This is a genomic window from Seongchinamella sediminis (genome assembly GCF_003457605.1).
In the GTDB taxonomy this organism is placed as follows: domain Bacteria; phylum Pseudomonadota; class Gammaproteobacteria; order Pseudomonadales; family Halieaceae; genus Halioglobus; species Halioglobus sediminis.
The window spans coordinates 88,978-110,834 of record NZ_QRAN01000010.1 but is presented as its reverse complement, the minus strand read 5'-3'; the positions used below and the strand labels follow the sequence as shown (position 1 = coordinate 110,834).

Annotated in this window: 16 protein-coding genes; 9 read left to right on the top strand and 7 right to left on the bottom strand. The window is 64.1% G+C overall.

The annotated features are described in order from the left end of the window. The first annotated feature begins 9 nt into the window (after nucleotides 1–9). Complete coding sequence (locus DWB85_RS10915; protein ID WP_117954440.1) at nucleotides 10–798, top strand: hypothetical protein; 789 nt, start codon at nucleotides 10–12, stop codon at nucleotides 796–798. A gap of 44 nt (nucleotides 799–842) precedes the next feature. Here DWB85_RS10915 and DWB85_RS10910 read toward each other — a convergent pair whose 3' ends face one another. Then, nucleotides 843–2,288 carry a pyridoxal phosphate-dependent decarboxylase family protein gene (locus DWB85_RS10910; protein ID WP_117954437.1) on the bottom strand — a complete coding sequence of 482 codons (1,446 nt, stop codon included), beginning with the start codon at nucleotides 2,286–2,288 and terminating at the stop codon, nucleotides 843–845. Nucleotides 2,289–2,661: 373 nt separating this feature from the next. On the opposite strand from DWB85_RS10910, the gene katG reads away from it, so the two are divergent. Both katG and DWB85_RS10900 read left to right on the top strand, forming a co-directional pair. Further along, nucleotides 2,662–4,941, top strand: coding sequence for a catalase/peroxidase HPI (katG, locus tag DWB85_RS10905; protein ID WP_117954434.1), 2,280 nt, complete (start codon nucleotides 2,662–2,664; stop codon nucleotides 4,939–4,941). Between the two features lie 153 nt (nucleotides 4,942–5,094). Then, entirely contained in the window at nucleotides 5,095–5,337 is a 243-nt protein-coding gene (locus tag DWB85_RS10900) for an HP1242/YdcH family protein (RefSeq protein WP_117954431.1), read from the top strand. Between the two features lie 9 nt (nucleotides 5,338–5,346). Here DWB85_RS10900 and nei read toward each other — a convergent pair whose 3' ends face one another. Continuing rightward, nucleotides 5,347–6,186, bottom strand: coding sequence for an endonuclease VIII (gene nei, locus DWB85_RS10895; RefSeq protein ID WP_117954429.1), 840 nt, complete (start codon nucleotides 6,184–6,186; stop codon nucleotides 5,347–5,349). A 136-nt stretch (nucleotides 6,187–6,322) separates the two neighbouring features. Here nei and DWB85_RS10890 point away from each other — a divergent pair, with 136 nt between their 5' ends. Further along, the gene (locus DWB85_RS10890) at nucleotides 6,323–7,204 is read left to right on the top strand and encodes a TIGR03619 family F420-dependent LLM class oxidoreductase (RefSeq protein WP_117954427.1); all 882 of its coding nucleotides are present in this window, start codon (nucleotides 6,323–6,325) and stop codon (nucleotides 7,202–7,204) included. 1 nt (nucleotide 7,205) lies between these two features. Here DWB85_RS10890 and DWB85_RS10885 read toward each other — a convergent pair whose 3' ends face one another. Continuing rightward, nucleotides 7,206–8,294 (bottom strand): endonuclease/exonuclease/phosphatase family protein, encoded by a 1,089-nt coding sequence (locus DWB85_RS10885; RefSeq protein ID WP_117954424.1) that lies wholly within the window; start codon nucleotides 8,292–8,294, stop codon nucleotides 7,206–7,208. Between the two features lie 136 nt (nucleotides 8,295–8,430). Between DWB85_RS10885 and DWB85_RS10880 the strand changes: the two genes are divergently transcribed. Next, nucleotides 8,431–9,750: an MFS transporter gene (locus tag DWB85_RS10880; RefSeq protein ID WP_117954422.1), complete on the top strand. Its 1,320-nt coding sequence runs from the start codon at nucleotides 8,431–8,433 to the stop codon at nucleotides 9,748–9,750. 6 nt (nucleotides 9,751–9,756) lie between these two features. On the opposite strand, the gene gdhA is transcribed toward DWB85_RS10880, so the two are convergent. Together gdhA and DWB85_RS10870 are read right to left on the bottom strand one after the other, a co-directional pair. Next, entirely contained in the window at nucleotides 9,757–11,100 is a 1,344-nt protein-coding gene (gdhA, locus tag DWB85_RS10875) for an NADP-specific glutamate dehydrogenase (RefSeq protein ID WP_117954420.1), read from the bottom strand. A 44-nt stretch (nucleotides 11,101–11,144) separates the two neighbouring features. Beyond that, nucleotides 11,145–12,785, bottom strand: a complete 1,641-nt coding sequence (locus tag DWB85_RS10870) for an acetolactate synthase large subunit (protein WP_117954417.1) — start codon at nucleotides 12,783–12,785, stop codon at nucleotides 11,145–11,147. Between the two features lie 195 nt (nucleotides 12,786–12,980). On the opposite strand from DWB85_RS10870, the gene DWB85_RS10865 reads away from it, so the two are divergent. After that, the gene (locus DWB85_RS10865) at nucleotides 12,981–14,516 is read left to right on the top strand and encodes a cryptochrome/photolyase family protein (protein WP_117954415.1); all 1,536 of its coding nucleotides are present in this window, start codon (nucleotides 12,981–12,983) and stop codon (nucleotides 14,514–14,516) included. On the opposite strand, the gene DWB85_RS10860 is transcribed toward DWB85_RS10865, so the two are convergent. Next, nucleotides 14,503–15,801 (bottom strand): DASH family cryptochrome, encoded by a 1,299-nt coding sequence (locus tag DWB85_RS10860; RefSeq protein ID WP_117954557.1) that lies wholly within the window; start codon nucleotides 15,799–15,801, stop codon nucleotides 14,503–14,505. The genes DWB85_RS10865 and DWB85_RS10860 overlap by 14 nt on opposite strands. 201 nt (nucleotides 15,802–16,002) lie before the next feature. Between DWB85_RS10860 and DWB85_RS10855 the strand changes: the two genes are divergently transcribed. Then, complete coding sequence (locus DWB85_RS10855) at nucleotides 16,003–16,998, top strand: amidoligase family protein (RefSeq protein ID WP_117954413.1); 996 nt, start codon at nucleotides 16,003–16,005, stop codon at nucleotides 16,996–16,998. Beyond that, nucleotides 16,950–17,633, top strand: a complete 684-nt coding sequence (locus DWB85_RS10850; RefSeq protein ID WP_117954410.1) for a gamma-glutamyl-gamma-aminobutyrate hydrolase family protein — start codon at nucleotides 16,950–16,952, stop codon at nucleotides 17,631–17,633. Before DWB85_RS10855 ends, DWB85_RS10850 begins: the two co-directional genes overlap by 49 nt. Nucleotides 17,634–17,656: 23 nt before the next feature. Here the strand turns inward: DWB85_RS10850 and acnA are convergent, their stop codons facing one another. Further along, entirely contained in the window at nucleotides 17,657–20,380 is a 2,724-nt protein-coding gene (acnA, locus tag DWB85_RS10845; protein ID WP_117954408.1) for an aconitate hydratase AcnA, read from the bottom strand. 77 nt (nucleotides 20,381–20,457) lie between these two features. On the opposite strand from acnA, the gene DWB85_RS10840 reads away from it, so the two are divergent. Then, nucleotides 20,458–21,834, top strand: a complete 1,377-nt coding sequence (locus tag DWB85_RS10840; protein WP_117954406.1) for a class II fumarate hydratase — start codon at nucleotides 20,458–20,460, stop codon at nucleotides 21,832–21,834. Nucleotides 21,835–21,857: the final 23 nt, after the last annotated feature.

Below are 21,857 nucleotides of genomic sequence, written 5' to 3'. Positions count from 1 at the left end.
AGCGTAATCATGAAACGTACAGCAACAGCAGCGCTGCTAGCCGGCGCCAGTACCCTATTTTTCTACACCAGTGTCAACGCGCAACAGGAGCAGGAGCCGCCCAGCTTTGCCGCCATCGACGCCTATTTGTGCAACTACCGTGATGGCAAGGACGCGGAGGATCTGATGCAGGTCACCCAGAAATGGAACAAGTGGATGGACCGGCATGGCGCCGCGCCTTACAGCGCCTGGATACTGCACCCGGTACTGTCCTCGACCAACATGCCAATCGACGTGGTCTGGCTCGGTGCCTGGCAGAACGGCAACGATATGGGCAAGGGCATGCAGGCCTGGAGCGAAAAAGGTGGTGAGCTTGGCGAGGAGTTTGAGGAAGTCATCGACTGTGCCGAGCACTCGTTGGCGGCATCGGTCAATATTCGCCCGCCCAGCGAAGGCTGGCCCGGGGAAACCGGTGTTGTCGCCTTTACCAACTGTGCACTTGGCGACGGCAAGAGTGTCATGGATGCGATGAAAGTGCACCGCGCCTGGGCGGAGCATCTGGCGTCCACCGGTTCCAAAGCGGGTATGTGGGCGTTCTTCCCCGCTGCTGGCCAGGCGGATATCGAGTGGAGCCACAAGATCGTGGTCGGTCATCCCGACTACCTGTCCTATGGGGCTGACTGGGAGCGCTTTGCCAATGGCCAGGGCTGGCGCAAGGCCATGGAGTTGACTGCCGGCGGGGAAGTAAGCTGCGACAGCCCGCGGGTTTATCACAGCGTGACGGTGCGCAATGACGGCATAAACCCGGCGGGCGGTTAAGCCCGGGCGAGTGACGCGCGGACATCGCTGCCGGGGGCGTCGGTTTAGCCGCTGTCGCCGCGGCCTTCGGCTGCTTCCCGCAGCAGTTGCCACAATGCCTCCACGTGGTGGCGGGTGGTGCACTCAGCGCCAATCGAGACCCGCACCATCCAGCGTCCGTCCAGCACCGACGGGGTCAGGAAAGCCCGTCCCGACTGGTTGATGGCACTGACCCAGGCCAGCGTATGCCGGTCCAGCGCCTCGTCGGCCAGGGCCTGGCCCTGTGCATCCACCGGCACATGGCGGAGGCAGACAGTCTGCAGGCTGACCGGCGCAACGACCTGCCATTGCGGCGCGGCCTCGACCTGCCGAGCCAGCCAGCGGGCGTTCTCCAGGTCCCGGCGCAGCCGTGCGCGAATGCTGTCGATGCCGTCCAGGTGCAGGTGGAACCAGAGTTTGAGCGCGCGAAAGCGCCGCCCCAGCGGAATGCCCCAGTCGCGGTACTGGGTGACCTGGCCATCGGCTGCTGACTGCAGGTACGCGGGGTTGGTCGACATCACCCGCTCCAGGTGCGCGGTGTCGCGGACGTAGAACAGGGCTGTATCCAGTATGGTTCCCATCCACTTGTGCGGGTTCCAGGCGATCGAGTCGGCGTCTTCCACCCCCTGCCACAGGTGGCGGCACTCCGGTAGCAGCATGGCGGAACCGGCCATGGCCGCATCCACGTGCAGCCAGATCCCGTGCGCCCGGGCAACGGCGGCGATCCCGGCCACCGGGTCCATGGCTGTGGTGCCGGTTGCGCCCACCGAGCAGACGATGGCCGCAGGCACGCAGCCCCTGGCGATATCGCTGGCAATTGCCGCCGCCAGTGCTTCCGGCTGCATCGCGCGGGTGTAGGGGTCCTCCGCCACATAGCGCAGGTTGTCCTGGCCAAAGCCGGCTAGCTGTACCGCCTTGGCAATCGAGGAGTGGGCCTGGCTGGTGCTGTATACCACCAGTGGGGCGGCTTGCGCCTGCAGGCCGCGGTGGTTTTTGCTGTAGTCGCTGGCCCGCTCCCGGGCCAGGATCATGGCGGTAACGCAGGCGGTGGACGCGGTGTCATGGATGGTGCCGCGCCACGCGTCGCTGAGGCCGGTCAGCTGCCGCATCCAGTCGCAGACCACTTCCTCGACTTCGGTGAGGGCCGGGCAGCTCTCCCAGGAAATGCCCAGGGTGCCCAGCCCGGAGCTGGCGATATCGCCGAGCACCGAAGCCAGGCTCGCGTTGGCGGGAAACCAGCCAAAGTGCATGGGATGCTGTACCTGGGTAATGCCGGGCACCACCCGTGCCTGCAGCTGCTGCAACAGGGCGTCGAAGTCACCGGCCTCGCCGGGTGCCTCGCGGGGAAAGGACTGCCGCACCTCACCGGGCTTTACCCGGGCGAGCACCGGTTGTTCGGGTAGCTGCTGGCGATAGTCAGCGATCCAGTCGATCAGGGCGTGGCCCGCCTGGCGAAATTCTTCCGGTGTCATGGTCAGGCCTGCTGGCGGTCGCCGTTGCGTATCATTGGTATTCTCCCTGCACTGTGATGGTTGGCCCTGCCAATATAGCGGCCACTGCCCGCTTGTCCATAACCGGTCGCCCTGCGGCCGCAGCGAGCGCACGAAACTGGCAGCGGGGTGGCCCCGATGGTCCCACAGCTTGTCTCGAATTTCTTAACTGACTGTTTTGAAAGGGAAAAACAGCCATTGATGGAAAACTATCAAGGCTATAGGGAGATACGATTGTGCAGACTGGAGATGCCGAACTAGAGTAAAGGTATTGGCTGCGCGGAGCCCAGGCCCCAGGCAGCGGTCTTACTTGTCAGTCGTTTTGACAGCACATGGTGAAAGGGAGCTACATAATATGACCAATATCCGTAACACGATTCTTGCATCTGCCGTGGCCAGTGCGCTGGCCCTGCCCTCGGCGGCTTTTGCCGCCGAAATGAGCAAGCCGGCCGGCGCCAGCGGCAGCGGTGATGCCGCTGTCGGCCAGCCGCGCAGCAACCAGTTCTGGTGGCCGGACCAGCTGGACCTGGCGCCCCTGCGTGACCACGATGCCCGCTCCAACCCGCTCGGCGAGGACTTCAGTTATGCCGAGGCGTTCGCCGAGCTGGATCTCGATGAGGTGAAAAAAGACATCGACAGGCTGCTGACCACCTCCCAGGACTGGTGGCCGGCGGATTTCGGTAACTATGGCCCGTTCTTTATCCGCATGTCCTGGCACAGTGCCGGCACCTACCGCACCCTGGATGGCCGCGGGGGCGGTGACGGCGGGCAGATGCGTTTTGATCCCCTCAACAGCTGGCCGGACAACGGCAATCTCGATAAGGCCCGGCGCCTGCTGTGGCCGGTCAAGCAGAAGTACGGCGCCAGCCTGTCCTGGGGCGACCTGATGATACTCACCGGCAACGTGGCGCTGGAAAACATGGGCTTTGAGACCTACGGCTTTGCCGGCGGTCGCACCGATGACTGGGAGCCGGACCTGGTGTACTGGGGCCCGGAAGTGGAAATGCTCGCCAGTGACCGCCACCAGAAAGACGGTCAGCTGCAGCGTCCCCTGGGTGCAACCCACATGGGCCTGATCTACGTCAACCCTGAAGGGCCCAGGGGCAAACCCGATCCCGTGGGCTCGGCGAAGAACATCCGCGTCGCCTTCGGGCGCATGGCAATGAACGATGAAGAAACCGTCGCCCTGATTGCCGGCGGCCACACCTTTGGCAAGATGCACGGGGCGCACAAGCCCGCTGACTGCATGGGCGCTGAGCCCGGCGCGGCGGGACTGGAGGAGCAGGGCCTGGGCTGGCACAACAAGTGTGGCAAGGGACACTCGGAAGACACGATTACCAGCGGCCTGGAAGGCGCCTGGACCCAGGCGCCCACCCAGTGGACCACCCTGTACCTGTCCAACCTGCTGAACAACGAGTGGGAGCAGACCCGCAGCCCGGCGGGGGCTATCCAGTGGGTGCCGAAAGACAAGTCATTGCACGATTCAGTCCCGGACGCGCACGTGGAGGGCAAGTTCAACGCGCCGGTGATGACCACGGCCGACCTGGCGGTGAAGGCGGATCCGCAGTACCGGGCCATCGCCGAGCGCTTCCTGGCCAATCCGGACGAGTACCAGCAGGCCTTCGCCCGGGCCTGGTACAAGCTGACCCACCGGGATATGGGACCGCGTTCCCGTTACCTGGGTGACGATGTGCCCGGGGAAGAGCTGCTGTGGCAGGACCCGATTCCGGAGGTCGAGCACAAGCTGGTGGACGAGGGCGACATCCGCTCCCTGAAAAAGAAAATCAGCAAATCCGACCTGAGCGTGTCCGAGCTGGTGGGCACTGCCTGGGCGGCGGCGTCCAGCTTCCGGGCCGGCGATATGCGCGGTGGCGCCAACGGCGCCCGTATCGCGCTGGAGCCGCAGAAGTCCTGGGCGGCGAACAATCCGCAGGACCTGGCGAAGGTGCTCAACACCCTCGGCGAGATCAAGACCGACTTCAATGGGTCCAAAGGATCTCGCGGCAGCAAGGTATCGCTGGCGGATCTGATCGTACTGGGTGGCGCTGTCGGTATTGAGAAGGCGGCGAAGGAAGCCGGGGTCAAGGTGGAAGTGCCCTTTGTTCCCGGTCGGGCTGACGCCAGCCAGGTGCAGACGGATGTCGAGTCCTTCGCCCTGCTGGAGCCCAAGGCCGACGCCTTCCGCAATTACTACGATGCGGGTCGTGCCTACCTGTCCCCGGCTGAAAGCCTGGTGGACAAGGCCGATCAGCTGAACCTCACGGTACCGGAGATGACCGTACTGGTGGGCGGCCTGCGGGTGCTCGGGGTCAATTCCGGCGGTTCCAGCCACGGGGTGTTTACCGATGAACCGGGAGCGCTGAGTAACGACTTCTTCGTCAACCTGCTGGATATGTCTACCCGCTGGCAGAAGGCTGATAGCGAAGGCGTGTACCAGGGCCTGGACCGCAAGACCGGCAAGCTGAAGTACACCGCGACGCCGGTGGACCTGCTGTTCGGTTCCAACTCTGAGCTGCGCGCCGTTGCCGAGGTCTATGCCTACGACGATGCCCGGCAGCGCTTTGCCGAGGACTTTGTAGCCGCCTGGACCAAGGTCATGCAGCTGGATCGCTTTGACCTGCAGCGCGACCTGTAACCGCAGCGGCGGTTGCGCGGCCCCGGCCCGCAATCGCCGGTTTCCGCCCCCGCAGTGGCGGGAATGGGGGATCGTGACTACGCTGATTCTGTCGGGGTTGTGCAATGCAGCCCCTGGTTTTGTACCTACGAACTAACGCATCAGGGGGCAGTAATGCTGGGCGAAGACCACTCACTCTTCAATGATTTTCCCGAGAAGTCCGACGTGATCAACAAGCTGATGGAGACCGATCCGGATTTTGCCGCCGAGGCCAAGCGCTACCACGCGCTGGACAAGGAGATACGGACCCTTGAACTGCGCAATTCGCCGATAGAAGACCAGGCCATGCAGCAGCTGAAGCACGACCGGGCCGACATGAAAGACGCGCTCTACCAGCGGCTGTTGGCCGGCGCCTGAAGCGGGAGCCTAGTTCCGGGGTGGTCGGTCGCCAGGCTGGCACTGCGGGCAGTAGTACAGGCGCCTGCTGCCGACCTCTGTCCTGAGAATGTGGTGACCACAGTGGTAGCAGGGAAAGTCCTCCCTGCCAAACACATAGAACCGGCGCCAGTTCCTGGCCAGCCCCTGGCGCTCCAGGCGCCGGGAGAGTGCGGGGGCAAGGGTGATGCCGCCGGTCTCGTAACTCCGGCGGCTGATGGCCAGCGTGCTGCGGGCGAGCCGCCCGGTTTCTGCGCGCGTCAGCTCCCCGGGACGACAGCCGTGGTGCAGCCTGGCATCGTGCAGGATTTCCGAGCGCAGGTAGTTGCCGTTGCCGGCGAGAAAGGCCTGGTCCAGGTAGAGCGCTGCCAGCGGCTTTGATGCGAATCGGGGCAGCTGCATGCGGGCCGCAATGTCGCGCCAGCCGAGAGAGTCGTCCATGATATCCGGACCCAGTTTTGCCAGAAAGGGGTGCGCTTCCAGCTCCGCCGTTGGCCACACGCTGATATCCGAAGCGCTGTACAGAATGGCGCTGTGGCTCTCGGTCTGCAGCAACAGGCGCAGCGAGCGCTTGCTGGCGGGCAGTTGCTGGCCGCTAACGACTTTCCATACCCCGTACAGCTGGTTGTGGGAATAAATGCTCAGGCCGTGCTCAAAGTGGGTAAGCAGCGCTTTGCCCCGGGTCTCTATGGCGACGATCCGGTGCCCCCGGAGGCGGCTGGCCTCCCGGCGCAGTCGCGGTTGGCCGAACCTGATCGCGACCAGGTCCCGGTTCACCAGTACCTCGGCCAGCTGATCTGCTGAGCGGCGAATTTCAGGTCCTTCGGGCATTGGGGTTCTCGCTGTTGGCGGCTCTGGGGTGCGGGTTGTTATACCACCCTCTGGATACGCAGGCGCGAGCGTGGGAAGATCAATCTGTCTTCCGCTTGCGCGCGTAGACTGTGCAAAAGCCTAACAGGAGCCTGCCATGAAATTTGCCTATCACGCCACCATGTGTGACCCCGCCATGTACCTCCCTCTCGCGATTGCTGCCGAGGAGGCGGGCTTCGATTCGTTCACCTTCCCGGACAGCATCTGCTACCCGAAGGAAGGCTCGGATGTATACCCCTACAACGATGACGGTACCCGTGACTTTCTCGACGGGGTGCCCTTTCTGGAGCCTTTTGTGGCGATTCCCTATCTGGCGGCGCGCACCGAAAAACTGCGCTTCACCACCTCGGTGGTCAAGCTGGCCGTGCGCCAGCCCGCCGTCGTCGCCAAGCAGCTGTCGACCCTGGGGGTGATGATAGGTGACCGGTTTGCCTTTGGAGTGGGCATAAGCCCGTGGCCCGAGGATTTTCTCGCCTGCCAGGTGCCCTGGGAAAAACGCGGCAAGCGCATGGACGAGATGCTGGAGATTGTCAGGGGCCTGATGACGGGCGACTATTTCAGCTATGACGGGGAGATATTCCAGCTGGACGCCATCAAGCTGTGCCCGGTGCCGGAGCACAGGATACCCCTGCTGGTCGGCGGCCACGCCAAGCCGGCCCTGCGCCGGGCGGCGCGTCTCGGTGATGGCTGGATCTCGGCGGGCTCGTCACTGGAGGAGCTGAGGAGCATGATCGGCCAGATCGAGGCATTCCGGGAAGAGTACGGGCGTACCGAGGGTGCGTTTGAGTACCATGCAATGACCGAGGCCGCCTACTCGAAGGAGGGCCTGGGCGACCTGGCCGACGCTGGCGTCACCGAGGTTATTATCGCCTTCCGCAACCCCTATGACGCCGAACCCGATAACCAGACCCTGGAAGAAAAGATCGGCATGATCAACTGGTACGCCGACAATGTGATCAAACCCTACCGCGAGGGTTGAGCTAGCCCGGGCTGCTCCCGGGTTCGGGTACGCTGTCGACCGTCACCTCGCCGGCGGCGGTGATCTCCCGCGCCTCGGCGACTTCTTCGGGGGCGGGGGGCGGCCGCTGCGGCTCTCTTTCCGGCGCCGCCAGCACCAGCCGGGTAAACAGCGGGAAATGGTCGGAGCCGATGTAGGGCAGGCGCCTTATCTCCGCCACGCGGAAGTGGCTGCTGTGGTACAGGTGGTCGAGCGGCCAGCGAAACACCGGAATGCGGGCGTGAAAGGTATTGAGCATGCACCTGCCCACCCGGGGGTCGACCAGGCCGCTGATGCGGCGGAACAGGGTGGCAGTTCGTGACCAGGGGATGTCATTGAAGTCGCCGGCCACCAGCGTCGGCCGGGAATCCCCGCGCAGCGCCCTGGCCACGACCAGCAGTTCCGCATCACGTTCCTTCGACTCGTCATTTTCCGTCGGGCTCGGCGGTGCCGGGTGCAGCAGGTGCAGCCTGACCTCGGCCCCGCTGGCGAGGACCACGGTGGCATGAATCGAGGGGACGTCGTCTTCCACCAGGAATTCAACCCGCGGATCCACCAGCGGGAGCCGGGAATACAGGTGAATGCCGTAGCGGTTGTCCAGGGGACACTTCACGCTGTGGGGCAAGTCGCCTGCCAGTGTGTCGAGCTGGTCCTGCCACCATTGATCCGATTCCAGCGCCACCAGCAGGTCCGGTGCGGTTGCGCGCACCAGCGACAACAGGGTCTCGGCCTCGCGATTTTCCATCTGTACGTTTGCCGATATGATGGCGAGCTCGCGACCGGTACCGCTGCCGCTGGCTTGCGCCACCTCGCGGGGCCACACCGGGAAAAACCGCAGCAGGTGCCGGAGATTCCACGCCAGGCAGGCGAGGGTGAGCAGCAACAGGGTGACTGTGGCCGCGGTGGCGGTCGGCATCAGGGTCAGCTGGGCCACCAGGCTCACGGCCAGCAGGCAGGCCAGCTGTTGCCTAGCGAACTCGGCGGACCGCACCAGCCAGTGGGGGTTTTGCCACAGGGGCAGCAGGGAAAGCAGGCAAAGCGGCAGGGTCAGTAAGGCGAGGCTGGCAGTCAATGACGGGTACCGTACAGCAGCGCCGGCGGCGCGGAGTCCTGCTAACAGTACACCAGGCTGAGGGGCTTGAGTAGGGCGGCGCGTTGCTGCGCTGACAGGATAATCCAGTTAACCGGGGGCCACCTGGAGTGTGGAGATGTTGAAAAGCCAATCGGAAAGTATTTATTCGCTGTTGGTTGAAGACGAGGATGCGCGCGTCTGCAAGGATATTCCCGACGCCGCCTGCGATGAGCAGCCCCGGGCATTCATCCGCCAGTTGCTGGCCCAGACCTTTACCAAAATCGGTGATGCGCTGACCTCAAGCCGCCTGGTGCTGGCCTGGATGCTCGCCAGCATCGGCTCTCCCGCCTTCCTGATTTCCCTGTTGGTCCCCCTGCGCGAGTCCCTCTCCCTGTTGCCCCAGTTGTTTATTGCCCAGTGGATACGTGAGCAACCGCTGCGCAAGTGGTTCTGGGTCGCCGGCAGCCTCGCCCAGGCCGCGGCCCTGCTGGCCATGGTTCCGGCCCTGCTGTGGCTACCCGGCGCAACCGCGTCGCTGCTGATCGTTATCCTGCTGGCCCTGTTCAGCCTTGCCCGCGGGGTGTGCTCGGTGGCTGCCAAGGACGTACTGGGCAAAACCATTTCCAAGTCCCGCCGCGGTCGTTTGACCGGGCTTGCGGCCTCGATCGCGGGTCTGGTGACGCTCGCGGTGGCGGTCCTGCTCTGGTTGAGTCCCGGGAGGGCGGGGGATGGCGGGACGGATACCACCCTGTTTGCCCTGCTGCTGGCAGCGGCGGCGCTGCTGTGGCTTGCCGCCGCGGCAGTCTATGCGGGTATTCCCGAGGTGCCCGGCGCCACCGAAGGCGGCGGCAACGCGATTACTGACGCGCTGGCAAGCCTGGGTCTGCTGGCCAGTGACCGCGAGTTCCTGCGCTTTGTCCTCGCCCGGATGCTGCTGGTGGCCACCGCCTTCGCGATTCCCTACCTGGTGGTGCTGATCCAGCGGACTGGAGACAGCGATATCGGCGGGCTGGCGGGCCTGCTGCTGGCCGAGGGCGCCGCCGGGCTGGTGTCGGGGGCTTTCTGGGGGCGCTGGTCAGACCGCGCCTCGCACCATGTGATGGCCTTTGCCGCGGCGCTGTCGGCCGCGGTCACGGCCGTCGCCCTGGCCACGGTCCTGCTGGCACCGCAGTACCTTGCACGGCTGCTGCTGCCGTCGCTGCTGATATTCGTGGCCGCCGTGGCGCACCAGGGCGCCAGGGTGGGCCGCAAGACCTACCTGGTCGACCTGGCAACCGCCGACACCCGCTCCAGCTACACCGCGGTCAGCAACACGGTGCTGGGCCTGTTTCTGCTCAGCGGGTCGGCGCTGGGTGTGGTTGACACGGTTTACGGCACCAACGCCGTGCTGTTTTTGCTGCTGCTGGTGTCGCTGCTGGCCAGCGTTTTCTGCCTGACGCTCAAGCGGGTGGACTAGCGCTGCTCACACCACCCCGTAGGCGAGCATGGCATCCGCGACCTTGATGAAGCCGGCGATGTTGGCGCCCTTGACGTAGTTGACCCCGTCGCCTTCCTTGCCGTGCAGCGCACACTTGTCGTGGATATCGCGCATGATGAACCTGAGTCTCTTTTCCACCTCCTCGGCAGGCCAGGACAGGCGCATCGAGTTCTGGCTCATTTCCAGCCCGGAGATGGCGACCCCGCCGGCATTCGCCGCTTTGCCGGGGCCGAAGATCACCCCGGCTTCCTGCAGCAGGTGCATGGCTTCCACGGTAGTCGGCATATTGGCGCCCTCCGAGATCGCCTTGCAGCCATTCTTGATCAGGGCTTTGGCATCCTTGAGGTCCAGCTCGTTCTCGGTGGCGCAGGGGAAGGCCAGATCACAGGCCACGCTCCAGGGGCGCTTGTCCGGGTAATACTCACAGCCGTAGGTTTCCGCGTATTCGGATAATTTCCCGCGCCTTACCGTCTTCAGTTCCTTGAGGTAGGCGAGTTTCTCCTCGTCGATCCCCTCGGGGTCGTGGATAAAACCCGAGGAATCCGAGAGCGTCACCACCTTGCCGCCCATTTCGGCAATTTTCTGGGCACAGTGCAGGGCGACATTGCCGGCACCGGAGAGTACGCAAACCTTGCCCTCCATGGAGTCGTTGTGGTGCTTGAGCATCTCTTCCATGAAGTAGGCGTTGCCAAAGCCGGTGGCTTCGGCGCGGATATGGCTGCCGCCGTACTCCAGCGACTTGCCGGTAAGCGCGCCGGTAAACTGGTGGGCCAGTCGCTTGTACTGGCCAAACATGTAGCTGATTTCCCGGCTGCCCACGCCGATATCTCCGGCCGGGATATCGGTATAAGGCCCGATATGGTGATACAGCTCGGTCATGAAGGCCTGGCAGAAGCGCATAACTTCCCGGTCTGACTTGCCTTTCGGGTTGAAGTCCGAGCCCCCTTTGCCGGAGCCGATGGGCAGGCCGGTCAGGCTGTTCTTGAAGGTCTGCTCGAAAGCGAGGAATTTGAGCACACTGAGGGTGACCGAGTGATGAAAACGCAGGCCCCCCTTGTAGGGACCAATGGAATTATTGAACTGCACCCGGAAGCCGCGATTGACCCGGATGTTGCCTTCATCGTCCTCCCAGACCACGCGGAAGATTATAGTGCGGTCGGGTTCAGTCATGCGCTCGATGATGCCCGCCTGGCGGTATTTGGGGTTTTCGATGATGTAGGGGATAACCGATTCTGCGACCTCGTTTACAGCCTGGTGAAACTCCGGCTCATGGGGGTTGCGTTTGATCAAGCCTTCCATGAAGTGCTCGAGCGAGAGGTCGTCGTACATGCGTGTGTCTCCTTGCTGACCGGGGGCGTGCCGTCGCCGGTGGGTTATAGGTCCTGGCTGAGTTCCTTCAGGGTATGGTAGAGCGTTTGCTCGTTCATGCTGTAGTCAACGGCAACGTCGACAATGTGGACGGCCGGTTCCTGCAGGCACTGTGCAATCGTGCTGGCCAGATTGTCATCCGAACTCACCCGCCAGCCGCGAGCGCCATAGCTCGCGGCATAGCTGACGAAGTCCGGGTTGCCATAATCGAGGCCGAAACTGGCAAACTGCATATGGCTCTGCTTCCATTTTATCATGCCGTAGGCATCGTCACGCAGGATAAGTACCACCAGGTGCAGGCCCAGTCTCACGGCGGTTTCCACCTCCTGGCTGTTCATCATGAAGCCACCGTCGCCGCAGATGGAGATAACGGCCTTCTCCGGGAATACCAGTTTGGCGGCGATTGCCGAGGGCAGTCCTGCGCCCATACTGGCCAGCGCGTTGTCCAGCAGTATCGAGTTGCGGTAGGAGGCGGGATAGTTGCGCGCAAACCAGATTTTGTACATCCCGTTGTCCAGGGTGATCATGCCGTCCCTGGGCAGGGCCTCATTGACCCGTGTGACCAGGCGCTCCGGCAGCAGCGGAAAGCGCTGGTCAGATTCGGATTCGATTTTCTGTTCCATGAAGCTGTTGTGCACCTCAGCGAAGAAGGAAAAGTCCCACTGCGCCTGCGGGCTGATCTTTTCCTTGATCTGCCAGATACTGTTGGCAATGTCCCCGATCACTTCCGCCTGCGGAAAATAAACCGGGTCCACCGCGGCGGATTCAAAGTTGACATGAATCACCCTGGGACCGCCCTGGCTCATCAGGAATGGCGGTTTTTCGACCACGTCATGGCCCACGTTGATAATCAGGTCGGCAGCATCTATGGCCCGGTGGACGAAGTCACCCTCGGACAGGGCGGTGGTGCCGAGATACAGCTCCCCGTTCTCATCGAGCACGCCCTTGCCCATCTGGGTGGTAACGAAGGGGATGCCGGTCAGTTCGACAAACTGGCCCAGCATCAGGCTGGTCATTTTGCGATTGGCGCCGGCGCCGATCAGCAGCAGGGGAGAGCGGGCCTGCTCGATCATCGCCACCGCGCAGTCGATGGCCTTGTGCTCGGCGATCGGCCGGCGCGTCTTGCTCTCGGCAATAAGCCCGGCGCTTGTCTGCTCGGCGGCAATGTCCTCCGGCAACTCGATGTGGGTTGCCCCGGGGCGCTCCTCTTCGGCCAGCCGGAAGGCCTCACGCACCACCGAGGGGATTCGCTCACCGCCGACGACCTGGGTGGTGAACTTGGTCAGCGGTCGCATCATGTCGACGGTGTCGATAACCTGGAAGCGGCCCTGTTTGCTGGTGCGGATCGGCTTCTGGCCGGTAATCATCAACATCGGCATGGCCCCCAGCTGGGCGTAGGCCGCGGCCGTAACCAGGTTGGTGGCGCCTGGACCCAGCGTCGACAGGCAGACGCCGACGTGGCCGGTGAGCCGGCCATAGGTGGCCGCCATGAAGCCCGCGGCCTGTTCATGCCGGGTCAGCACCAGCTCGATGGAGGACTTGCGCAGCGACTCGAGCAGGTCCAGGTTCTCTTCGCCGGGAATGCCGAACACGTATTTGACACCCTCCGCTTCCAGGGCTTTGACGAACAGGTCTGATGCTTTCATGGAAGTCTCTTTGCGTGGGCGCAGCGTTTACCGATTCAGGTTGCGGGCATGGGCGCAGGTGACTGCGCGTGTTCGGGGCACAGATTTTGTCGTTATTTGGACGAGATTGCCAGCATCGCAGATCAGTGGGGCCCCATTGCGCCGCCGAGGCCTGTGACCAGCCATCCGCAGGCCGTTTTGCCGCGTATTTCCCCCATGTCACAGAAAAACCTGATTCTGGTGCTCGGCGACCAGCTCACCCTCGATGCGGGCGCGCTGCAGGGCGCGACCCCCGCCGATTGCCACGTGCTGATGGCAGAGCTGGCCGAGGAAGCCAGCTACGTGCGCCATAACCGGCACAAGATCGCCCTTGTTTTTTCCGCCATGCGTCACTTCCGCGAGGAATTGCGCGCTGCTGGCTTCACGGTCACCTACTATGCCTACGAGGAGGGGCTGAGCTCCCTGGCCGATGCCCTGGATCGCATTGTGCGGGAGGAGGGCTGCGGCCGCCTGCGCTGCTGCCAGCCGGGCGAATACCGGGTGCAGCAGGCGCTCGAGGACTGGTCCCGCAACAGCGGCGTGGCCCTGGACTGGGCAGCAGACAACCGCTTCCTCTGTGCCACCGGAGATTTCAACGCCTGGGCCGCTGGCCGCAAGACATTTCGGATGGAACACTTCTACCGGGTGATGCGCCGGCGCTACCAGATCCTGCTCGACGAGGAGGGCGAGCCCGAGGGCGGCCGCTGGAACTATGACCGGGAGAACCGCGCCGGCTGGCGCGGCAAGCACCAGGTGCCGGCCAGGGCCGAACTGGAGCACGATGCGATCACTCGCGAGGTGCTGGAACTGGTGGCGGCAGCGTTCCCGGACAATCCCGGTGACCTGGCCAGCTTCAACCTGGCGGTGACCCGCGCCGGGGCCGAGGAGCAGCTGGCGTTTTTTATCGACCACTGCCTGGACCGCTTCGGGCAGTACCAGGACGCCCTGGCGGAAGAGTCAGACTGGCTGTACCACAGCCTGGTGTCCATGTACCTCAATATTGGCCTGCTGTGCCCGCTGGCAAGCTGTCGGCAGGTGGAAGCTGCCTGGCGGGATGGCCGCTGCTCACTGGCGGCGGCGGAGGGCTTTATCCGCCAGGTGCTGGGCTGGCGGGAGTACGTACGCGGCATCTACTGGTTCGCCATGCCTGAGTATGGCGAGCGCAATGGCCTGCAGGCGGAGCAGCCGCTGCCGGCCTGGTTCTGGGACGCGGAGGTCGATATGCGCTGCCTCCAGCGGGCGCTCAAACAGTCGCTGGACCTGGGTTACGCCCACCATATCCAGCGCTTGATGGTGATCGGTAACTTCGCCCTGCTGGCCGGGTTGTCAGTGCGGGAGGTCTGTGCGTGGTACCTGGCCGTGTACGTCGATGCCTTCGAGTGGGTCGAGCTGCCCAACACCCTGGGCATGGCGCTGTTCGCTGACGGCGGGCTGATGGCCAGCAAACCCTATGCCGCCAGTGGCAGGTACATCCAGCGCCAGGGTAATCACTGCGCCAGCTGCCGCTACCGGCCCGACCGGGTGACAGGCGAGAACGCCTGCCCCTACAACAGCCTGTACTGGGCCTTCATCAACCGCCACCGGGCCAGCCTGGAGGAAAACCCGCGAATGTCCCTGGCGCTCAGGAACTGGGACAAAAAACCTGCCCGCGAGCGCGAGAGTATTCTCCAGTGGGCGCAGCGGGAGGGTGATCGCCTGCTCAGGGTTCCCTGATGGGCCAGTCGGCGGCATCGGTCACGAATTCTGGCTGGCTGGGCCGGCGGCCGCCCCACTGCTCGATAAAAATCCCGTCCGGATCGTGCTCCCGGGTTTGCTTGTCCAGGTCGAAATGGCGCCCGCCCCGGGGGTCGGCGCCGACGCCGGCGAGATACTGCCAGTTGCCGTAATTGCTCGCCACATCGTAATCGATCAGGTGTTTCTCGAAGAAGGCGGCGCCGTAGCGCCAGTCCAGCTTCAGCTCGTTGACCAGGCAGCTGGCGGCGATCTGCCGGCCCCGGTTGCTGGCCCAGCCCGTGGCCACCAGCTGCCGCATCACCGCATTGACGATGGGGTACTCGGTATCACCGGCGCACCAGCGGGCAAAGGCCCGGGGCTCGAAGCTGCAGTTGTGCAGCTTGCGCCGGTGGTTGCCCGCACGGAACAGCGAAATGTCGTCCCTGCGCGCCCGCCAGTGAAAGAACTCCCGCCACAGCAGTTCAAAATAGAGCCAGTAGGTGGAGTCGTTGCCACCGTGGCGCTGTTCGTGATCGGCAATTGCGGCGGCGACCTGGCGCGCGGAGATGCAGCCGTTGGCCAGCCAGGGGGAGAGGGTGCTGGAACCGCTCAGGCCGTCAAGGCAGTTTCTGGTCTGCTTGTACTGGCGAATGCCCTGCTGGTCAAAGACAAACTGGCGCAGGCGCCGCTGCCCTGCCGGGCTGCCCCCGCGCAGGGGCAGGGCGGGAGGGGCGGTGGCAGTCGCTGCGGGAATGGAGTCAAAACGGGCCGCCGGCGGGGGCGGCAGCCTGGTGAGCGGCGCCGCTGGCTTGCCGGGGCGCTGCTCATCAAGCAACTGGCGAAAGGGTGTGAACTGATCAGGCATGGCCGATAGCGAAAACGGCAGCTCAGCCTGAGTGAACAGTGTCGCGTTGTCATACAGTTCCAGCGGTACCGGCAGCGTTTGCTGCAGGTGCTCGGTAGTCCTGCGTTCGTAGTAGCCGGGGGCCTTGCTGCTTACCACGGCGTCGATGCGGTAATCACGCACCAGCTCGGGAATGACAAGCTCCGGTGAGCCCTGCACCAGCAGCAGGTCCTGGCCCAGATCGCGCAGTGCCTGGCGCAGGGCCTGCAGGCTCTCCAGCAGGAAGCGCTCGCGCTGGGCGCCCAGGCCGGTGACGTTGCACCAGGGCCGGTTGACGGGCCAGCAGTACACCAGCAGCAGGCCATCGATCCGGGCCTGGGCATCGAGGCCGGGATTGTCGTGTAATCGCAGGTCGTTGCGGAACCAGAAGAGTTTGCGCATGGGGTCTGGCCGCAGGCTGGCGGCGTTGGTTGGGAACACGCTATGAGTATACGCCGCCAGCGGCGGGCTGGTTCAGTGTCTTTGCCGGCGAGTCAGGCAGCAGCATTTTACAGCGCTGCCTATCTCCGCTAGGCTGGCAGCATTATCGACGGCAGGGCGCTCCCGGGTGCCTCGCTTTGCTCTCCTTTAATTGTGGTATCCATGAGTAAGTACCTGCAAATCGACAGGCCGGAAGTCGCCGGCACCGGCGAGCCTCGCCGCGTGGGCTTTGAGCTGGAATTCTCCGGACTGTCTCTCGACGAGGTCTGCGCCGCCCTGGCGCAGTCCCTGGGCGGAGATGTCCAGCAACTCAGTCGCATGGAGTCTGTTGTCAGTGTCGATGAGCTGGGCGACTTCAATGTGGAGCTGGACTGGCAGCTGGGCAAGGTCATCGCCCGCCAGCGGCAGCAGGACGGCAAGGGCACCGACGACGATGACCTGCTGATGGACTGGATCAGGGACATCGCCAGCGAAATCGTGCCGGCAGAGGTGGTGTGCCCGCCGATTCCGCTGCCGGCGCTGGACCAGCTGGAACCGATGACAGCCGCGCTGCGGGAGGCCGGCGCTGTGGGCACCCACGGCGCGCCCTACTACGCTTTCGGGGTGCACATAAACCCGGAATTGCCGGACCTGGAAGCAGCGACGATTGTCGCCTATCTGCAGGCGTTCTGCCTGGCCCAGAAGTGGTTGGTCAAGGCCCATAAAGTGGACCTCTCGCGGCGGATTACCCCCTACATTGACCTTTATCCCGACCGCTATGTCGCCAGGGTGCTGGCCTATGACCAGGACACCAGCCTGGCCCAGGTGATGGCTGACTACCTGGAGCACAACCCGTCCCGCAACCGGGCGCTGGACCTGCTGCCCCTGTTCCGTTACCTCGACGAGGAGCGGCTTGTCGCCGCCATCGACGATGAGCGAATCAAGGCCCGGCCGACATTTCATTACCGCCTGCCCAACTGCAGTATCGAGCGCGCCGACTGGTCATTGAGCCAGAGCTGGAATATCTGGTGCGTGATAGAGAGCCTCGCCCACAACTCCGAACTTGTCGCATCGATGGCGCAGCAGTGGCTGGCGCGTGACGAGGCGCTGATAAACCTTGACGAACCGCCATGGCATCGACAACTGGACGAACTTCTAGACGACCTGTTGTCGGGGTAACCGGTAACGACAAGTGGTGGTCGCCATCCTGGTACTGCATCCGGCTGTCAGTATTTCTGGCCGGTGGGGTCGCCAGGCGGATATCCCACTCCCGCCGGTTTCCGGTAGATGCGCTCGACGCCATTGTCATCAGCGGCGGAGACGATATCCATCCGACCATCTTCGGTGAAGAAGCGCAGCCGCAGACCTTTTATGACCACGATCGCGACGAGCTCGAGCAGGCCTATATCCGCGATGCCATGGAGCGAAACCTGCCCATGCTCGGTATTTGCCGGGGGCACCAGCTGATCAATGCGCTGCTGGGGGGATCACTGCACCTCAATATCCGCGAGATGCGCAGCAAGACCCACAATCGCCCTGGCCTGCTGGCGACCAAAACCGTGATGATTGCCCCCGGCAGCCGCCTGCAGCAAATCCTTGGCCGCGAGCGTATCAGGGTCAACAGCCTGCATTACCAGGCGGTGAAGGAGCTGGCCCCTGACCTCGATTGCGAGGCCCGCGACCTGGACGACTTCTGCCAGGCGGCGGCGCTTGCCGGCAAGGATATTCTCGGCGTGCAGTGGCACCCGGAGTACATGTTTTACCTGTCCACCCAGCGGAAACTGTTCCGCTGGCTGGTGCGCGCCGCCCGCTGAAATACGCGCTTTACAATGCCGGGCTATCGCGATGCCAGGGTACGCAGCACGTAGTGCAGAATGCCGCCATTGGCGTAGTAGGTGAACTCGTTGGGCGTATCGATACGGATCACCGCGGCGAAGGTGAATTCCTCGCCGTCAGCGCGGCTGACCCCGACCTTGACCTGCTCCTGGCCGGACTGCACCGGGTCGACGCTGAAGCTTTCGCTGCCATCCAGGCCCAGTGACTCGGCATCGTCGCCCGGCAGGTACTGCAGCGGCAGTATGCCCATGCCGATCAGGTTGGAGCGGTGGATGCGTTCGTAGCTCTGGGCGATCACGGCGCGCACTCCGAGCAGGGCAGGCCCCTTGGCGGCCCAGTCGCGGGAGGAGCCGGTGCCGTACTCCTTGCCGGCGAGAACGACAAGCGGCACGCCGGCCTCGCGGTAGCGTTCGGCGGCAGCGAAAATCGACATCACTTCGCCGTTGCTGAAGCAGGTGGTCCAGCTGCCCTCGGTCCCCGGGGCCAGTTCGTTGCGCAGGCGCACGTTGGCAAAGGTGCCGCGCATCATCACCTCGTGGTTACCGCGACGGGAGCCGTAGGAATTGAAATCCCTGACCTCGACCTCGTTGGCGAGCAGGTACTCCCCCGCCGGGCTGTCGATGGCGATTGCCCCGGCGGGCGATATGTGGTCGGTGGTAACGCTGTCACCGACCTTGACCAGGCAGCGGGCCTGGTCAATTCGGGTCGTTGCCTGGGCCTCTGGGGGCATGCCGTCAAAAAACGTCGGCTTGCGCACGTAGGTTGAATCCGGCCAGTCAAACTGCTGGCTGTCGGCGACCGGCAATTCGTTCCATACCTTGTTGCCGGTGTATACGTCGGCGTAGCGCTCCCGGAACATGGCCGGCTCGACGTTGGCCGCGACGACCTTGCGGATTTCCTCGCTGCTGGGCCAGATGTCGGCCAGTTTTACCGTGCGGCCTGCACTGTCCTCTCCCAGGCCATCCCGGTACAGGTCAACCGCCATATTGCCGGCCAGCGCATAGGCTACCACCAGGGGCGGCGAGGCCAGGTAGTTGGCGCGCACATCCTGGTGGATGCGGCCCTCGAAGTTGCGGTTGCCCGACAGCACCGAGGTCACGAACAGGTCGCCGCTGCGGATCGCAGCGCTAATATCATCCGGCAGCGGCCCGGAATTGCCGATGCAGGTGGTGCAGCCGTAGCCCACCAGGTAAAAGCCCAGCGCCTCCAGGTCGGCCATCAGGCCGGTCTTCTGCAGGTACTCGGTGACCACCTTGGAGCCGGGTGCGAAGCTGGTCTTCACCCAGGGTCTGGTAAGCAGGCCCCGTTCCCGGGCCTTTCGCGCCAGTAGCCCGGCAGCCACCAGCACCTCCGGGTTGGAAGTATTGGTGCAGCTGGTGATGGCCGCTATTACCACCGCGCCGTGCTCCAGGCGGAAGCTCGAGTCGCCCCGTTCCACGGTCATACCGACGGCGGCTTCCCCGGCCTGGCCGATGGCGCCGCCTTCCTCGGACCACTCGCTTTCTTCCTGGGCTAGGGCGTGCAAATCCTGGAATTCCTGCAGGGCAGTCTGGAAGCTGGTGCTGGCGCTGGTCAGGGGGATACGGTCCTGGGGCCGTTTGGGGCCGGCCAGTGAGGGTACCACCTCGCCCAGATCCAGGCTCAGTTCCGAGCTGTAGCGCGCCGGCGGCGTCGACGCGTCGTGCCACAGGCCCATGGTTTTCATGTACGCCTCCACCAGCGCCAGTTGCGCCTCGTCACGGCCGGTCAGGCGCAGGTAGTTGATGGTTTCCTCGTCCACCGGGAATATGCCGCAGGTGGCGCCGTATTCGGGGGCCATATTGGCCAGGGTGGCCCGGTCCGCCAGGCTGAGGCTGGCCAGGCCGGGTCCGAAAAATTCAACAAACTTGCCCACCACCCCATGGGCCCGCAGGGCCTCGGTCACCGTAAGCACCAGATCGGTGGCGGTGGCCCCCTCGGCCAGTGCGCCGTCCAGGCGGAAGCCAACCACCTGGGGGATGAGCATGGTCACCGGCTGGCCGAGCATGGCCGCCTCCGCCTCGATGCCGCCGACACCCCAGCCAAGCACGCCCAGGCCGTTGATCATGGTGGTGTGTGAGTCAGTGCCCACCAAGGTGTCCGGGTAGGCCAGCCGGCGCCCCTCTCCTTCCTGGGTGAACACCCCGCGAGCCAGGTACTCCAGGTTCACCTGGTGAACGATGCCGGTCCCGGGGGGCACTACCTTGAAATTATCGAAGGCCTGCTGGCCCCAGCGCAGGAAGCGGTAACGCTCGAGATTGCGCTGGATTTCCACATCGGTGTTGAGCTGCAGCGCCTCGGCGCTGCCAAAATGGTCGACCATGACCGAGTGATCTATCACCAGTTCCACCGGCGATAGTGGATTGATCCGGTCCGCCTCGCCGCCGAGGTCGATGATGGCGTCGCGCATGGCCGCGAGGTCGACAATGGCCGGTACCCCGGTGAAATCCTGGAGCAGGACCCGCGCCGGCACGAACGCGATTTCCTGGGCGGGCTCGGCAGCGGGGTCCCAGTTGACCAGCGCTTCCACATCGTCGTCGGTAACGAAGTCCTGATCGCCGTGGCGGAGCAGGTTTTCCAGCAGGATTTTCAGGGAATAGGGCAGGGAGTGGGGGTCGCCGGCACCGTCGAGATGGTCAAAGGGGAAGATGGTGTAGTCCCCCTGTGCGGTTTCCAGGGCGTTTGCTTGGCTGTATCGCGTACTCATGGGCTACATCTCCACTTGTGTTAAGACAGACTATGCTGTTATGGCTTGAGTGTTGAACTATAGCAGTGGGAGAGCCAATGAGTGACAGAATCGAACGCGATAGTATGGGCGAGGTAAGCGTCCCCGCCGCGGCACTGTATGGCGCGCAGACCCAGCGCGCGGTGAACAATTTCGGCCTTCACCGGCATACCATGCCCCCGGCCTTCATCGGCAACCTGGCAATGATCAAGTCGGCCGCGGCACAGGCCAACGCCGGGTGCGGCGCCCTGCCAGCGGCGTTTGCCGACGCCATCAGCGAGGCAGCGGCAACCGTGATGGCCGGCGGGCTGGAGGACCAGTTCCCGGTGTCGCTGTTCCAGACCGGGTCCGGCACCAGCAGTAACATGAACATGAACGAGGTGCTGGCGCGCCTTGCCAGTGATGCCTGCGGCGAGGCGGTCCACCCCAATGACCACGTCAACTGCAGCCAGAGCAGTAACGACATGATACCCAGCTGCATACTGGTGACCGCGGCGCGGGACCTGCACGAGCAGCTGTTGCCGGCCCTGCGCGAGCTGATTGCCGTGGTGGGGGAGCGCGCCGACGAGTTGCAGGCGCTGACCAAAACCGGGCGTACCCATCTTATGGACGCCATGCCACTGACCTTTGGCCAGGAGCTTGGGGCCTGGGCCTACCAGTTACGGGAGTGCGAGCAGCGCTTTGGCGACCTGCAGCCCCGACTGCGCCAGCTACCCCTGGGCGGCTCGGCGGTGGGTACCGGTGTCAATGTGCCGGCAGGATTCGCCGCGCAGATGGCGCGGCAGCTGCAACAGTTGAGTGGCCTGGATTTCGAGGTAAGCCCCAATCCCTATGCGCGGATGGCTGGCCAGGATGTGCCGCTGGAGTGCTCTGCGGCGCTGCGCAGTCTCGCCGTGGTGTTATCGAAGGTGAACAATGACCTGCGCTGGATGGCGTCCGGGCCCCTGTCGGGGCTGGCCGAAATCGAGCTCGAGGCGCTGCAGCCGGGTTCGTCCATCATGCCCGGGAAAGTGAACCCGGTGTTGCCGGAGGCGGTGCTGATGGTTGCCGCCGAGGTGATAGGCGGCGATACCAGCGTGGCGCTGGCGGCGCAGTCGGGCAGTTTCCAGCTCAATGTAATGCTGCCTTTGATCGCCGGCCGGCTGTCTTCCGGCTGTGAGACCCTGTCCTGGGCCTGCCGCGCCTGCGCCGCGACTATCGCCGGTTTCAGGGTCAATGAAGCGCGCATTGCCGCGTCGCTGGCCAGTAACCCGATCCTGGTCACCGCGCTCAATACCACCATCGGTTACGAGGCTGCCGCCAGCATCGCCAAGCGCAGTTATGCCGAGCAGCGACCGGTGATTGACGTGGCGGTGGAAGAAACCGGCATCGCGCGCGAGGAATTACGGCAACTGCTGGACCCCTACCAGCTCACCCGTGGCGCCGAGCGCGGGTAGCGCCGCTCAGCCAGCGGGCCACT